The sequence below is a fragment of the Agrobacterium tumefaciens genome, assembly GCF_017726655.1.
Classification (GTDB): Bacteria; Pseudomonadota; Alphaproteobacteria; order Rhizobiales; family Rhizobiaceae; genus Agrobacterium; species Agrobacterium tumefaciens_B.
The window spans coordinates 1,047,309-1,062,736 of the sequence record NZ_CP072308.1; the positions used below are offsets into that span (position 1 = coordinate 1,047,309).

At 60.6% G+C, this 15,428-nt stretch carries 14 protein-coding genes; 9 read left to right on the forward strand and 5 right to left on the reverse strand.

Going from position 1 to position 15,428, the window contains the following annotated elements; all coding sequences use genetic code 11:
* Position 1: 1 nt before the first annotated feature.
* The 4 genes from AT6N2_RS05260 (at position 2) to AT6N2_RS05275 (ending at position 2,939) form a co-directional block, all read left to right on the forward strand.
* Positions 2 to 625, forward strand: coding sequence for an HD family hydrolase (locus AT6N2_RS05260; protein WP_063951038.1), 624 nt, complete (start codon positions 2 to 4; stop codon positions 623 to 625).
* The gene (locus AT6N2_RS05265; RefSeq protein ID WP_209089032.1) at positions 622 to 1,137 is read left to right on the forward strand and encodes a tyrosine phosphatase family protein; all 516 of its coding nucleotides are present in this window, start codon (positions 622 to 624) and stop codon (positions 1,135 to 1,137) included. The genes AT6N2_RS05260 and AT6N2_RS05265 overlap by 4 nt, the downstream gene beginning before the upstream one ends.
* A gap of 114 nt (positions 1,138 to 1,251) precedes the next feature.
* The gene (locus AT6N2_RS05270) at positions 1,252 to 2,073 is read left to right on the forward strand and encodes a mechanosensitive ion channel family protein (RefSeq protein ID WP_144575059.1); all 822 of its coding nucleotides are present in this window, start codon (positions 1,252 to 1,254) and stop codon (positions 2,071 to 2,073) included.
* Positions 2,074 to 2,264: 191 nt separating this feature from the next.
* A complete protein-coding gene (locus tag AT6N2_RS05275) occupies positions 2,265 to 2,939 on the forward strand; it encodes a ZinT family metal-binding protein (protein WP_209089035.1) in 675 nt (224 codons plus the stop codon).
* A gap of 183 nt (positions 2,940 to 3,122) precedes the next feature.
* On the opposite strand, the gene AT6N2_RS05280 is transcribed toward AT6N2_RS05275, so the two are convergent.
* From AT6N2_RS05280 to AT6N2_RS05290, 3 genes are all read right to left on the reverse strand, one after another.
* Positions 3,123 to 3,941: an ABC transporter permease gene (locus AT6N2_RS05280; RefSeq protein WP_209089038.1), complete on the reverse strand. Its 819-nt coding sequence runs from the start codon at positions 3,939 to 3,941 to the stop codon at positions 3,123 to 3,125.
* Positions 3,938 to 4,726 (reverse strand): ABC transporter ATP-binding protein, encoded by a 789-nt coding sequence (locus tag AT6N2_RS05285; protein ID WP_186376651.1) that lies wholly within the window; start codon positions 4,724 to 4,726, stop codon positions 3,938 to 3,940. Before AT6N2_RS05285 ends, AT6N2_RS05280 begins: the two co-directional genes overlap by 4 nt.
* Before the next feature lie 208 nt (positions 4,727 to 4,934).
* Positions 4,935 to 5,978 (reverse strand): ABC transporter substrate-binding protein, encoded by a 1,044-nt coding sequence (locus AT6N2_RS05290; RefSeq protein ID WP_209089041.1) that lies wholly within the window; start codon positions 5,976 to 5,978, stop codon positions 4,935 to 4,937.
* A 290-nt stretch (positions 5,979 to 6,268) separates the two neighbouring features.
* Here AT6N2_RS05290 and AT6N2_RS05295 point away from each other — a divergent pair, with 290 nt between their 5' ends.
* From AT6N2_RS05295 to AT6N2_RS05310, 4 genes are all read left to right on the forward strand, one after another.
* Positions 6,269 to 7,828, forward strand: a complete 1,560-nt coding sequence (locus tag AT6N2_RS05295; RefSeq protein ID WP_209089043.1) for a VOC family protein — start codon at positions 6,269 to 6,271, stop codon at positions 7,826 to 7,828.
* A gap of 247 nt (positions 7,829 to 8,075) precedes the next feature.
* Positions 8,076 to 10,871, forward strand: coding sequence for a DUF2339 domain-containing protein (locus tag AT6N2_RS05300; RefSeq protein ID WP_209089046.1), 2,796 nt, complete (start codon positions 8,076 to 8,078; stop codon positions 10,869 to 10,871).
* A complete protein-coding gene (locus AT6N2_RS05305) occupies positions 10,868 to 11,512 on the forward strand; it encodes an HD domain-containing protein (protein WP_209089049.1) in 645 nt (214 codons plus the stop codon). Before AT6N2_RS05300 ends, AT6N2_RS05305 begins: the two co-directional genes overlap by 4 nt.
* Positions 11,513 to 11,523: 11 nt before the next feature.
* A complete protein-coding gene (locus tag AT6N2_RS05310; RefSeq protein WP_209089052.1) occupies positions 11,524 to 12,366 on the forward strand; it encodes an MOSC domain-containing protein in 843 nt (280 codons plus the stop codon).
* A gap of 19 nt (positions 12,367 to 12,385) precedes the next feature.
* Here the strand turns inward: AT6N2_RS05310 and AT6N2_RS05315 are convergent, their stop codons facing one another.
* On the reverse strand, positions 12,386 to 13,120 hold the full coding sequence (locus AT6N2_RS05315) for a class I SAM-dependent methyltransferase (protein WP_209089055.1): 735 nt from the start codon (positions 13,118 to 13,120) through the stop codon (positions 12,386 to 12,388).
* A 165-nt stretch (positions 13,121 to 13,285) separates the two neighbouring features.
* Here AT6N2_RS05315 and AT6N2_RS05320 point away from each other — a divergent pair, with 165 nt between their 5' ends.
* Complete coding sequence (locus AT6N2_RS05320; protein WP_209089057.1) at positions 13,286 to 14,500, forward strand: MFS transporter; 1,215 nt, start codon at positions 13,286 to 13,288, stop codon at positions 14,498 to 14,500.
* Between the two features lie 99 nt (positions 14,501 to 14,599).
* Here the strand turns inward: AT6N2_RS05320 and recO are convergent, their stop codons facing one another.
* Positions 14,600 to 15,394, reverse strand: coding sequence for a DNA repair protein RecO (recO, locus tag AT6N2_RS05325; protein ID WP_209089060.1), 795 nt, complete (start codon positions 15,392 to 15,394; stop codon positions 14,600 to 14,602).
* Between the last annotated feature and the right edge of the window lie 34 nt (positions 15,395 to 15,428).

Sequence of the window (15,428 nt, forward strand, 5' to 3'; positions counted from 1 at the left end):
CGTGCCGCCCATCAAAAGCCCACGCGCCTGGCAGCGGATGCTGTCCGGTCGCCGGCTCGATCTGCTCGATCCCTCGCCGCTCGATGTCGAAATCACCGATATCGCCCATGGCCTGGCGCGCGTTGCCCGCTGGAACGGCCAGACGCGTGGTGACCATGCTTTTTCCGTCGCCCAGCATTGCCTTATCGTCGAGACGATTTTCTGCAAGATGTGCATCGGCGCGACACCCGATGAGATGCAGATGGCCCTCCTCCATGACGCGCCGGAATACGTCATCGGAGATATGATCTCGCCGTTCAAATCCGTGGTCGGCGGCGGATACAAGACTGTGGAAAAACGGCTGGAAGCGGCGGTGCATCTGCGTTTCGGCCTGCCGCCGCATGCTCCGCGCGAACTGAAGGACCGCATCAAGAAGGCCGATACAGTCGCAGCTTTCTTCGAGGCGACCGAGCTTGCCGGTTTTTCCGTCGCCGAGGCGCAAAAATTCTTCGGCCTGCCGCGCGGCATCACCCGCGATATGTTCGACATCACGCCACTTCCCTCGACCGAAGCGCAAAGGCTGTTCGTCGAACGGTTCGAAGCGATCGAGGCGCTGCGATCGGCAAAGACAAACGGTTCCAAATGACAGCCATAATCGTATCCCCACTCGGACGTATTGCCGAAATGGCGGTCAGGCATAGAGCGCGCGAAATGGTGACGCTGATTGCCAAGGAGCAAAGCTTTCACCGGCCGGCCGTCATTGCGGCAGAACGGCACCTGACACTTGCCATGAACGACATCGCCTTCAAGGGTACTGCTGATCTGATCGCGCCTGATGACGCTCATGTCCTGCAACTGATCGATTTTGCCCGTCAATGGGACCAGTCGGCACCGCTGCTTATTCATTGCTGGATGGGCGTTTCGCGCTCGCCCGCCGCTGCCGTTGTCGCCGCCCTCAGTCTTTACCCCGATCAGGACGACACGGACCTTGCGCTACGTTTGCGCGCCGTCTCGCCTTATGCGACGCCGAACGCCCGCATCATCGCCATCGGCGACCGGCTGCTTCAGCGAGAAGGTCGGCTGGTTGCGGCCATCAAGAAAATCGGCCGTGGGGCGGATGCCGATGGTAACGTGCCCTTCGTGCTGCCGCTCCGCTAGAGTTTTCTGGCAATCAAGAGGCCACGCTTCGGCGGGATCCAGACATTTATGGCGGAACCCACCCGCCAGCCAGTCGTTACCAAACATGAACAGCGGAAAATAACGGGATAATTTATGGAACAACAGGCAACGGATATTTTCGTCGCGTCGCAGGCGGCCGTTCGACAGGCGAGCGCACTGGCGGTGCAATATTCCTTCTCGGTCATCGGCGCGTTGCTGCTTTTGATCATCGGTTGGCTGGCCGCCACCTTCCTTCAGCGCTGGGCGTTTCAGGGTCTGTCGCGCATTCGCGGTTTCGATGCCACGCTTGCCGGCTTTTTTGCGGGTGCCATTCGTTACGTCGTGCTCATTCTGGTCATCGTCATGGTGCTCGGCCAATTTGGCGTGCAGACGGCGTCCATCCTCGCCGCTCTTGGTGCTGCCGGTCTGGCGATCGGTCTGGCGCTTCAGGGCACGCTGCAAAACATCGCGGCTGGCATCATGCTGCTCGTGCTACGCCCCTTTCGGGTGGGCGAATATATCGAGACCAGCACCGTAACGGGCACAATCATTGAAATCGGACTGTTTGCGACAGAGCTCAAGACAAGCGACGGGCTCTATCGCCTCGCGCCGAACTCCACGCTCTGGAACGTGCCGATCACCAATTACAGCCGCTTCCCCTCGCGCCGACACGAACTGAGCCTGACGGTCAAGAACGATCAGGATCTGGCGGAAGCACAGGATATGCTGATGAATGTCGTGCGGTCGGAAAGCCGCGTCCTGCTGGACCCTGCCCCCGTCACCTTCGTTGATTCGGTAAGCGCCGACAGCGCCACTGTGAAATTGCGCTACTGGGTTCGCAGTGACAGCTACTTCGCAACGACGCGCGATGTGACGAAGGCGATGAAGCTGGCATTTGACGAACGCAAGGCCGAGGTGAGCGCCCAGCCCGCCTAAAGCACCTCCTGTAAAGGTCGGGTTGACACAGCACCTTCGACATCAAAAAGCGCGGTAGCCGAAAATGGCCACCGCGCTTTTTCACGCCCGTCATCACCAACTCGGGCTTGCATCCCTTTCGCGCCGCCTTTATAGACCGATATGTAATGTTATTACGTAACTTGCATGACCGATAGAGAGGGCCGCAAACAATGCAGAAAACACTCACCCGCGTCAGCGCCGCCGCACTGGCTTCCATGTTGATGGCAGCAACCACGATGGCCGCCGGTGGCGACAAATCCGCAGCCCACAACCATGGACACGACCACGGGCACCAGATGACAGAAGCGGAAAAAAAGATTTACCAGGGCTATTTCGAGGATGCACAGGTCAAGCCCCGTCCACTGACGGACTGGGAAGGTGACTGGCAGTCGGTTTATCCTTATCTGCTCAACGGCTCGCTGGACGGCGTCATGGCCGAAAAGGCTGCTCACGGCGACAAAACCGCCGCAGAATACCGCGCCTATTACGAAATCGGCTACAAGACCGATGTGAACCGCATCGTCATCACGCCCGATAGCGTTACTTTCTATAAGGAAGGAAAACCGACCAAGGGCACGTATGTCAGCGATGGCCAGGAGATCTTGACCTACAAGAAGGGTAATCGCGGTGTTCGTTATATTTTCACGAAAACCGCCGGCGATGAGGCCGCACCACAGTTTATTCAGTTTAGCGACCACACGATCGAACCGACGAAGGCTGGCCATTACCATCTCTATTGGGGCAACGACCGCAAGGCGCTTCTGGACGAAGTCACCAATTGGCCAACTTACTACCCGTTCATGATGGATGGTGCGGATATCGTCAAAGAAATGGCGGCGCATTAAGCGTCGCGAAATTCCGTTTCCGCAGCGCGGTGGATGGCGCAAACGGTTATGGCTTGTCGCCTTCTCCCCGACGGGGAGAAGGTCGCGGCAGCGGGTTGAGGGGTGCGAGCTCTCGCCCTGTCGCGGGCTTTAACCCCATCTAGTCCTTCGGGGCCTCTGCTCCCGGGCGGAGAAAAGAAGGGCTCACTGCCCCATGGTCGAGCGATGGGCCCAGCCGGTCATGTGCTTCTCCAGCCAGGCCATGACCGCATACATGGCGATGCCTTCGACCGCGAGCATAAGCAGGCCGGCGAAGACGAGCGGCACGTTGAACTGGCTTTGCGCCGAACTCATCATGTTGCCGAGGCCGTAATTCGAAGCGACGGTTTCCGATACGACCGACCCAACGAAGGCAAGCGTAATCGCGATTTTCAGCGAGCCGAAAAAGTAAGGCATCGACCGGGGAATGCCGACCTTCAGCATGATGTCCATCTTCTTTGCGCCAAGCGCGCGCAGCACGTCTTCCGTTTCGGGTTCGATGGTGGCAAGGCCGGTCGCGACGTTGACGACGATCGGGAAGAAGGAGATCAGGAAAGCGGTCAGAACCGCTGGCACGGTGCCGATGCCGAACCAGATGACGAGGATGGGAACCAGTGCCACCTTGGGGATGGCATTGAAGCCGATCATCAGCGGATAAAGCCCGGCATAGATGGTTTTTGACCAGCCGATGAACAGGCCGATGGCAAGACCGGCGGCAACCGCAATGGCAAAGCCCAGCGTGGTCGTATAGAGCGTCTGAAGCGAGTTCTTCCAGATCGGCGACCAATATTGCACGATCGCCTGCCCCACCCTTACCGGCGAGGGCAGAATGGTGGGCGGCATCTTCAGCGCATGCACGAGCAGTTCCCATACGACGAAAAGCGCCAGCGTATAAAGCCAGGGCGCCGCCTTCACCCAGTTGACCCGGGCGATCAGCGGCTTTGGCGGCTCGGCCGCGACGGGGCTTTCCACGATCACGCTCATGCCGCCACCCTCGCCTGCGCGATTTCACCATGCAGTTCCTGCACCATGTCGTTAAAACCCTTGTCGTACATGATATCGAGCTGGCGCGGCCGGGCAAACGGCACGCGGTGTTCGGCAAGCACGCGACCGGGTCTTGCGCTCATCACGAAAATCTTGTCCGCCAGGAAGGTCGCCTCTCGAAGATCATGGGTCACCAGGATGATCGTGACCCGCTGCGCGGCGTGCAGATCGCGGATCACGCACCACAGCTCTTCACGGGTGAAGGCATCGAGCGCCCCGAAAGGTTCATCCAGCATCAGCAGTTCAGGTTCGTGGATCAGCGCACGGCAGAGGTTGGCGCGCTGTTGCATACCGCCGGAAAGCTGCCAAGGATATTTTGATCCGAAGCCTTTCAGGCCGACGATTTCGAGCAGGCGCTCGGCCTTCGCGACATAGTCCGCTTTATGGGCGCGCAGGCGATGGCGATGTTTTTCCACGATCTCCAGCGGCAGCAGGATATTCTCAAGCGTCGTGCGCCAGGGCAGCATGGTCGGGTTCTGGAACGCCATGCCGACGATCGACACCGGCTCCGTGACTTGCCGCCCGGCGACGACGACATTGCCCTTCTGCGGAATATGCAGCCCCGTTACTAGTTTCATCAGGGTCGACTTGCCGCACCCGGACGGGCCAACCACGGCGGCAAATTCCCCCTTGGCGACCTTCAGGTTCAAGCCGGAGACGGCAAGCGTTCCGCCCGACCCGCCATAGCGCATGTCAACGCCGTCTATTTCCACGAGATGTGACATTGCTGTTCCCGTTTTCAGTTTAGATGATGGGCCATGGCCGCCCGAAGCGTCGCCGTTTGTTTCTTCTCCCCGCCGGGGAGAAGGTGGCCCGAAGGGTCGGATGAGGGGGCAAACGCAGAGATATACGGAGAACTTGCCCCCTCATCCCCTGCCGCGGACTTCTCCCCGGCGGGGAGACGAAACCTGCGGCACCCGCTCATTTTACCCATCAGGGCAGCATGCGTGCTTCCTTGGCCGGCAGATAGGTCGCGTCAAACACCTGTTCCGCCTTGACGTTGCCCTTCAGGCCCATCGAGACCTTCAGCGTCTCCAGCGAGGCGGCAAGGCGCGCCGGATCGACACCACCCATGCCATTTTCCACAACGTAGGGCGTCTTGATGTTCATGCTGTTGGCCATGTTCAGGCGTTCGAGTTCGATGGCGCTGTCGAGCGTTTCGTTGCGCTTCAACACCGCCGCCACGCCCTCTTCCGGGGTCTTGACGGAATCGGCGAAACCTTTGGCCAGCGCCTTCAGGAACCCCTTGACGGCCTCAGGGTTTTTCTCAGCGAAATCAGTGTTTATTAGCACCGCATTGCCATAAAGATTCAAGCCGTGCTCGGCCATCAGTATGGTCGAGATATCATCGTCACCGATGCCCTGCTTCTTGAGATTGAGGATAACGGAAAAGGCGAAACCAAAGACGGCATCGACGTCGCCTTTGGCGAGCATCGGCTCACGCACGGGAAACCCAATCGATTCGATCTTGATCTTGCTGTCATCGAGACCGGCGACCTGCTTAAAAGCCGGCCATTGCGCAAAGGCGCCATCGGGCGGCGGCGCGCCGAGCTTCTTGCCTTCCAGCGATTTCGGATCACCGGTGACGCCGAGCGACTTGCGGCCGACAACGGCGAAAGTGGGCCGCTCATAGACCATATAAACGGCCTTGACCTTTTGGCTCGGGTCCTCATCGAGGAACTTGATCACCGAGTTGATATCCCCAAAACCCATCTGATAAGCGCCGGTCGCAACACGCGGAATGGCCTCTACCGAGCCATTGCCGCTGTCGATGGTGACATCGAGGCCTTCGGCCTTGAAGTAGCCCTTGTCGAGCGCGAGCAGAAAACCGGCGGCCGGGCCCTCGAATTTCCAGTCGAGCGTGAATTTGACCGGTGTTTCCGCGCGCGCCTTGGCAACCGGCAACGCAAGACCGGCGGTGACACCGATCGCGGTCATGGCCAACGCCTTGGTCAGCAACCTGCGCGTTAAACTCATTTGTTCCCCCTGATGGTTTTGTTGAGTTGGTTGCATAAGACCCAATTCCAACGGGCAAGGCAAGACAAAATTGCATATAAAATAGACACAATTTATTCTGCTTATTTTATATGCATAAACAGGCAGGCCAGACCTAAAAACGCAGCACCCTGCCCATCGCGCATGCAACGAAGGAAGAACAACATCGTTCACACCGCGAACACAGCGTTCTCATTTGCCGGGGTTGCGGATCAGGGGCAGGTTGCGACAAATAGGGCCAGAAACAGCAGGCGAAACGGCGGGACCGCAATATGACTTCGGCACTGGGCATACACCACATCACCATGATTACCCGCAAAGTGCAGGCAAATGTGGACTTTTACGCAGGCTTCCTCGGTCTTCGGCTCGCCAAGCGCACGGCAGGCTTTGAAGATGCCATGCAGCTTCATCTGCTTTATGGCGACGAGATTGCCTCGCCGGGCTCCCTCCTGACATTCCTCGTCTGGGAAGATGGCGGCCAGGGACGTGTCGGTTATGGCCAGACACTGGAAATTTCCGTGGCGATCGATCCGGCTGCAATCGGGTTCTGGCTGACCCGGGCGCTGAAATTCGGCATTCGCACGGAAGGTCCTGCGGACGAGTTTGGCGCGCCCGTCATCCGGCTGAAAGACCCGGACGGGATTATCGTCAAGCTGGTCGGCACCCATGCCTTCGCCGACGCAACGCCGCATGTGACGAAAGAGATCGCCGCCGAGGACGCCATTCGTCGCATTTATGGTGCGACAGTGCTTAGCGAAGTACCCGAGGAGACCGTCGCCTTCCTCGAGAAACACTTCGGCTACCGGCAGCAGGGTCAGGCAGGCGCAATCCGGCGGCTCGTCTCCGACAGCGGCGACATCATCGATGTGCGGGATGCGACCGGCTTCTGGTCCAGCGCACCGGGCACCGGCACGGTCGATCACATTGCTTTCCGCGCGAAAGACATGGATGACCTCAATACGGTTCTTACCGGCCTGAAATCGCTGAATTCCAGCACCACCAATGCCCATGACCGGAAGTATTTTCACTCGCTTTATGTCCGTGAGCCCGGTGGCGCGCTCATTGAGATGGCGACGGACGGCCCCGGCATGACGGTGGATGAACCGCTGGAAACGCTGGGTGAAAAGCTGTTCATCCCGCCGCTCTTCATGAAAGACGAGGCGGATGTGCGCGTTGCCCTGCCGCAATTCGCAATGCCGGGCGAAGAGCGTGTCATCTATCGCGACCTGCCCTTTGTCCATCGGTTCTACACACCCGACGAGGCCGACGGCAGCACGATCATCCTGCTCCACGGCTCGGGCGGCAGCGAAACAAGCCTGATGCCGCTTGCGCACCGCGCGGCACCGGGGGCGACACTTCTAGGCGTCCGCGGCCGCAGCACGGAGGAAGACATCGCCCGCTGGTTCCGACGCTTCCCGGATTTCAGCTTCGACCAGAAAGACATCGTATCGGAAGCGGAGGCCTTTGCGGCCTTCGTCGAGGGTGCTATCCAATCCTACGGACTCGACCGCTCCAAACTGCGCTTTATCGGCCACTCCAACGGCGCCAATTTTTACGCGGCCTTTGCGGCGCTTTATCCCGAATTTGCCGGCGACGCCCTGCTCTTCCGCCCGATGCCGGTTCTCGAAACATGGCCACAGAGCGATCTTTCCGGTCGCAGCTTCCTGCTTGTAGCGGGAGAACGCGACAAATACCGCGACGGGGCGAACGTGCTGCAGGGCAGGCTTGCGGCAAGTGGCGCAACGGTTGAGGTGAAGACGCTCGAGGACGGGCACGAACTCGGGCTCACCGATATCGAAGTGGCGCGGCGCTGGCTGGTGGATGCTTCCTGATTTGAGCGGCGCATAGGACCGAGCGGCTGTGCCTTGCGTTCTTCTCCCCGCGGGGGAGAAGGTCGCGGCAGCGGGAGGGGGTGAGGTCAGCGATGGACCGAGAGCTTACCCCCTCATCTGCCCCTTCGGGAGATCTTCTCCCCGGTGGGGAGAAGAAACAAGCGGCTCGCTTGTGCCGCAATCAACCGGGCCTTGCATAAATTTCCCAAAACGGCTTTAAAAACAGCTTCGTAATTGGAGAGTCCGTTTGGAAATCCCGCTGTTTATCCTCGCCCTCATCGCGGCCTTCGTCTACACGCTGGTCGCGAGTATCCGCAATTCAAGCCGCATCAAGTCACTGGAGCGCGAGGTTCACAGCCTCAAGAGGATGATGGCTGCGGGCGTGGCGGCCCCTGATGTGGCGCAGGCGAAGACCGCGGAAATCACCGAAAACGCCGCGCCAACGGCGCAGTCGGAAGGCGAAATGCCGCCGGAAGCGACAGCCATCCGGGACGAAGACACTTTCGAGCGCTCAGACGCCAGCGCGGCTGCGGCGGATCAGGAGGTGGCGCGCGATGATGCTCAGGCTGAGCCAATCGCCAATACCGTTTCCCTGCCGGTTGCGGAAGATGCCTCAACCCCTGCGGCGAAGGAAAGCTTCGAAAGCCTGCTCGGTGCACGCTGGGCGGTCTGGGCCGGCGGGCTGGCGCTGGCGCTCGGCGGTATCTTCCTTGTGAAATATTCCATCGAGGCAGGGCTGCTCAGCCCCGCCGTGCGGCTGAGTCTTGCCGCCATCTTCGGCCTCTTCCTCGGCCTTGCCGGTGAGGCGATCCGCCGCAAGGCGATGCCGGGCATTGCCACCACCTATTCCAACGCCATGATTCCCGGCGTTCTTACCGCAGCGGGAGCCTTGACGCTGTTCGGCGTGGTTTACGCGGCCTATGGCATTTATGGCTACATCGGGTCGGGAACGGCCTTCATCCTGCTCGGGCTCGTCGCGTTCGCCACCATCGGCCTTTCGCTGCTACATGGGCAGGCATTGGCAGGCCTCGGCCTTCTCGGCTCAATGCTGACGCCTGCGCTGGTCTCCAGCGAAACACCCAATATCTGGGCGCTGTTCGTGTTCCTGACGATCTCATGGCTGGCAACCGCCGCGGCCGCACGCCGGCAGCGCTGGACCGTGGTTCCCTCGCTTGCCAATGCCGGCCTTGGCCTCTGGGCGCTCGGCTATATCGGCTTTTCCAGCACGATAAATGCCGAACCACCGACGCTTGCCCTGTTGGCCATGCTGGCCGGGACGATCTTCCTCTGGCCCGGAAGGTTGCTCGACACCCCGCCCGTGCAAACATCCGAAACGGCAGTTCCCGAACGGCGTGCGGTTCGTATCATCAGGCTTTTGCTGCGCCCGTCGCTCGCCCTCAATCTCACAATATCCATGGCCGTGATCCTGCCGGCTGTCAGTTTCATCTTTGCCGGGGGAAGCCTCGACACCCATCCGGCCTTCGTCGTTTCCGCCCTCATTGCAGCCCTTGCCGCCCTAGGGGCGGCCCGCCACTATGCGGTCTGGCCTGCACTCGTCGCCGCACTCGGCGCGCAGACGGCAGTATCGCTGATGTCGCGACAGGGCCTTGATTTTATCGGTCTCGTCAACGGCACGGCGATCTCGCTTCCGCCCGTGTCGGTGGCCTACACGGCCAACATCGCCATGGCACTCGGCCTCGGCGCCGTCCTGGTCCTGTGCGCCTTCTCTTTCCTGAAGCGCAAGGGCGCAGAAGATTCGGACTTCGCCCAGCTGTGGGCCGGTATCGCAGCCCTTTTCCCCGTCTGGCTCGCCACGACGAGCTTCGTCGAATATGGCAATCTCGGCCGTGACTGGCTGCACGCCGCCTATGGCCTCGGCCTTGGACTGGTGTTGCTTGCGGGCGCCGAGTGGCTGCACCGGCAGAACAACGAGGCCTATCGCAAGCCGCTGAACATCCTCGTGCTCGGCTCCTTCGCCGCCTTTACGCTTTGCCTGCACACGTTGACGGAGGGGCTTGCGACGACCGTGATGCTCTCCGTCATCGGTTTCGTTTATGTGCTCGCGACACGTTACCGCAACTGGGATGTGCTGCCCTGGGTCATGGCTGTCGCAAGTGTTGCCGTTCTCGGCCGCATTGCCTGGGAACCAACCATCGTCGGGCCGCAGAACCTCGGCACCACGCCGGTCTTCAACGCATTGCTGCCGGGTTACGGTATTCCCGCCCTGCTCGCCGTCGCCTCGGCATGGCTGCTGCGCGACTGGCCGGGCGTTCGTGCCAAGAATTTCCTGCAGGCAATTGCGAGCGTCATGGGACTTCTGGCCGTCGCCATCCTTATCCGCCACGCCATGAATGGCGGCACGCTCGATAACAGCGTGCCGACGCTCGGCGAACAGTCGATCTACACGCTGCTGACCATCGGCTTCTCGGGCGTGCTGATGACGCTGGATCTGAAAAGCCCCAGCCCGGTCTTCCGTTACGGCTCGATGATTGCCGGCGTGATTGCCGTCATCAATGTGCTGACCATGCACTTCTTCACGCTCAACCCCTATTTCACCGGCGAGAATACCGGCCGCATCCCGTTCCTCAACCTGCTGTTGATCGGTTACCTTCTGCCGGCGCTCGCCTATGGCGGCCTTGCCTATTATGCGCGCGGAAAACGTCCGCCGCCCTATGTCAGCATGCTGGCGGTGGCTGGCGCAGCGCTCGGCTTCGCCTGGGCAACGCTTTCGGTTCGCCGCTTCTGGCAGGGCGAGAACATTGCCGACTGGAAGGGTTTTATGCAGGGCGAGACCTACAGCTATTCGGTGGTTTGGCTGCTGATCGGGGTGCTGCTGCTGGTGCTCGGCTCACGCTTTAATGCGCGCAGCCTGCGCCTGGCATCGGCTGCCTTCGTGCTGATCTCGGTCGCGAAGGCGTTCCTGATCGATATGAGCAACCTCGAAGGTGTGCTGCGGGCGCTCTCCTTCATCGGGCTCGGCGCGGTGCTCATCGGCATCGGTCTGTTCTACCAGAAAATCCTCACCCGGAAGCCGCAGGCATGATCGCGGCGGAGGCTTTCGCGCCCCATGCGGCGCTCGCGCAGGACCTGATACCGCATGCCGCCGATGCGGGCGACGGCTCGCATGATCTTGCCCATATTCACCGCGTCTTCCGCAACGCCATGCGCATTCATGCCGGTGAAGGCGGGGACGGCACCGTGCTGGCGGCAAGCGTGCTGCTGCATGATTGCGTGGCGGTGGAGAAGAACTCGCCGTTGCGGGCGCAGGCATCGCGGCTGGCGGCCGAAAAAGCGGCAGGCATTCTGGCCGGCCTCGGCTGGCAGCAGAAAGATATCGACGCCGCCGCGCACGCCATCATCACCCACAGCTTTTCCGCCAATATCGAGCCGCAGACACTGGAGGCAAAAATCCTTCAGGATGCCGACCGGCTGGATGCCATTGGCATGATCGGTGCCGCGCGCTGCTTTTACATTGCCGGGCGCATGGGATCGGCGCTGTACGATCCAGTTGATCCGCTGGCGAAGGAACGGCCGCTTGACGACCGCGCCTTTGCCATCGACCACTTCGAGACCAAGCTATTCAAGCTGGTGGATGGTTTTCGCACAGAGACCGGCCGCGAAATGGCCAAGGCCCGTCACGAGCGGCTGAAGCAGGTGCTGGACCTGTTTCTAGACGAGATTTGAGGAGACCCGAGATGCGTGTGACCGAACTCAACATCTATCCGCTGAAAAGCGCGCGCGCCATTTCCCTCTCGGACAGCACCGTGTCGGCCGAGGGCCTGCCAGGCGACCGTCGGGCCATGCTTGTGGACCCATCGGGCCATTTCATTACCCAGCGTGAATTGCCCGCCATCGCCACGGTTGTGGCGCGGCATGAGGACGACGGTATGGTCCTTGAGCGTGACCAGCACGGCGAGATCGTCGCAAGGCCGTCCGGCCAGCGCATGGATGTGGCGGTGTGGAAATCGATCGTCAGCGCCAATATTGCCGATGACGAGACCAATGACATGCTCTCAGCCTGGCTTGGGCGCGAGGTGAAGCTGGCGTTCTTCGATGATACTTCGAAACGCATAGCGAGCCTGGAATGGACGGGCAATGAAACGCCCGTCACCTTTGCGGATGGTTACCAGATCCTCGTGACCACCACCGCCTCGCTTGCCGCGCTGAACGACAATATGCGCGCCAATGGCGAAGACGCAGTCGGCATGGAGCGGTTCCGGCCCAATATCGTGCTGGAGACGGAGGAAGCATGGGCTGAGGATCGCTGGGCGGCCATCGAGATCGGCGGCATTCGTTTCGATCTCGTCAAACCCTGCGCCCGCTGCATCATGACCACGCAGGACCAGATGACCGGCTCCCGCGATGTGCCCTCGCCCATGAAGGCTATGGGCCGCATCCGCATGTCCGCCGACCGGCGGGTGCCCGGCCCCCTCTTCGGCTGGAACGTGACGCCACGCGGCGAAGGTCGGCTATCTGTTGGCGATGGCGCCAGGGTCATCGAAGAGCGCCCCGAAGGTTGGGCGCTCAAGCGGCGTTAGGCGGAAACGCGCCGAGGCCCTAAGGCTTCTGCGCGCTGGCGACCAAAAAGATCGGACGACGGTCTTCGTGCTTCAGTTCCTCTCGCTGCGCGATCAGCGCCGGATCAGGTTTTGGTTCAGCCAGCCGCTTCAAAGCGAAACCGGCGGCCAAAAGCTCGTTCAATATCCCTGACACCGTGCGATGATATTTGACGACGCCATCTGCCATCCAGTTGGAGTGGCGCACGCCTACGTCCTGATAGTGGTCGAGCGGCCAGTGCAGGATTTCGCCATTGTCGTCATAGAACCAGTCTTGCTTTTCCAGCGCCGTAAAGACGGGATGTTCGATGGAAAATATGAAACTCCCGCCGGATTTCAGAACCGCAAACACCTTCGCGAATACAAGGTCGAGATCGCGAACGTAATGGAGGGCGAGCGAGCTCAACACGACATCGAAACTGTCTCGCGGAAAATCGATGTCTTCAATCGCGGTGCGGCGGTATTCGATACCGGGGCCGCCATTGATCTCGGCGGCGCGGCGCAGCATGTTTTCGGAGAGATCGACGCCCACGACGTGTCGGGCGCCCTGCTCTGCGGCAAAGCGGCAATGCCAGCCGAAACCGCAACCGAGATCGAGGATGGATTTGCCTTTCAGCTCAGGCAGCATGGCGCGAAGTTCGTGCCATTCGCCCGCCTGACGCAGGCCTTCGACGGAACGCGGCATGGCGCTGTAGCGCTCGAAAAACACGGGATCGTCATAGATATTCTGCTTCATCGTCACCTCTCCTGCCGCGTGCCCATCAATATCCTGAATAATGGCCGTCAAGAAAAGTTGCTAGTGAGGCAGGCTGACAGAGGATAATATTCGGCCCATCATAAGGGAATCCGCGGCAAGCCATGCACCTTCTTGAGGTGAGGCGCTGCGATTGGGGGAATATTCATGTCGCCAGCCACACGCCAGACCATGCCCTGGCTCATTATCACTGCCGGATCGCTGATCGCCGTCATGACCTTCGGACCGCGTTCGGCCATGGGTTTCTTCCAACTCCCGATGCTTGCCGATACAGGTTGGGATCGCTCCACCTTCGGTCTCGCCATGGCGCTGCAGAACCTCTTCTGGGGCCTTGGCCAGCCCTTTTTCGGCGCGATCGCCGACAAATACGGCACCGGTCGCGTGCTCGTGCTTTCCGGCGTGCTTTATGCGGCGGGCCTCATCTGCATGTCCTTCGGCACCTCACCCTTCTGGCTGCATTTCGGCGGCGGCGTGCTGGTCGGGCTCGGCATTGCCGCTGGCTCTTTCAGCGTCATTCTTTCCGCGTTTGCGCGTCACGTCACGCCGCAGCAACGTTCCTTCGCCTTTGGTATCGGCACGGCAGCCGGATCCGCCGGCATGTTTCTGTTCGCGCCCATCAGCCAGGGGCTGATTTCCACCTATGGCTGGTCGGACAGTCTCGTCTGGCTCGCAGCCATGATGATGCTCGTGCCGTTGCTCGCCTTTTTCATGCGCGGCAATTCCTCCTCGGGCAGCCAGTCGCAGGCGCAGTTCCAACAGACGGCGGGCGAAGCGCTGAAGGAGGCCCTGGGCCATAAGAGCTATCTGCTGCTTACCACAGGTTTCTTCGTCTGCGGTTTCCAGGTGGCTTTCATCACCGCCCATTTCCCAGCCTATCTCGGCGATATCGGTATCGAACCGCGCTATGCCGTCATCGCGATGGCGCTGATCGGTTTCTTCAACATCATCGGCTCGCTCGCCGCTGGCGTCATCGCCCAGCGATATTCGAAACCCTATCTGCTGGCCTATATCTATATTGCGCGCTCCGTCGTGGTCACGGCGTTCCTGTTGCTGCCGCAATCGCCGCTTTCGGTCATTCTGTTCGCATCCATCATGGGTATTCTTTGGCTTTCCACCGTGCCGCCGACGAATGCGCTGGTCGCAATCATGTTCGGCACCCGTCATCTCGGTATGCTGGGCGGCGTCGTTTTCCTGACCCATCAACTCGGCTCATTCCTCGGCGTCTGGCTGGGCGGCTTTCTTTACGACCGGTTCGGAAGCTACGATATCGTCTGGTGGCTGGGCGTTGGCATGGGTGTGTTTGCCGCCATCGTTCACTGGCCCATCCAGGAGCGCCCGGCCCCCCGGCCAGCAATCGCTTGAAGCACCTCAAGCAAAACTGTGTCAACGGTTTTGCATCGGGAGGGCGTCAGACAAAGAGATAGAATTCCGATGACCACGGGATCGCTGGAAATGCTCTCGTCAGAGAGCCTTATCGAGCGCGCTCTCAATACCCCTGCCCTCAGCGCCGTTACCTGGCGTCGCCCGGCCCTCCAGGGCCTTCAACGCCGCCTGCACGAAACCGTCGCGGGCGGCGTTTTCGTTGAGACCACGCGGATCGTAGACATGGCGATTGAGGAAATGCGCCGTCAATCGGAAAGCCGCTGCCAGGCTTTGAGGATCGGCAGCCTTTGACTGGCCTTCGCTCAGGAAAGCCGGAAGCGACAACATCCGCTCCGCATAGGGAGCACCCGCCGTGCGGCAAACGGCCCGGCCGGTTTTCGGCGATACATAGATGAGGTCGGTGCGCAGGCCCGTTGCCGCACATTCCGTCAGATCAAGTCCGAAACCCAGTTCGTTCAATACCGCCAGTTCGAAACGCACGAAGAGTTCGCCGGCATCGACGGGGTCGTGCAGATTGTCGAGGATGATATCGAGCGCCTGATAAAGATGCGGATGAGGATCGCGCTCGGGCAGAAGCCGCAGGAGCGCCCCCATGGCCTGCACGCCATACACAGCGGTTGCCGTCTCCATCAGCTGTGCTGCGCGCAATTGCAGCGGCTCGATGCGGAATTCACCCAGATGGTCGTGAAGGCGGGCGCGCCAGAGCACATCAACCCTGTTGCCGGCCTGGAGCACCGGCTGCATGCTACGGGAGCGGCCGGAGCGGACGAGGCCCAGATGGCGGCCGCGCGAGGGTGTCATCACCTCGGCGATGACACTCGTCTCGCCATGGCGCTTGACGCCGAGAATGATTGCCTCTTCCTGCCACTGCATGAAACGCGTCCGAATTTCGATCAAGGGTTTGATT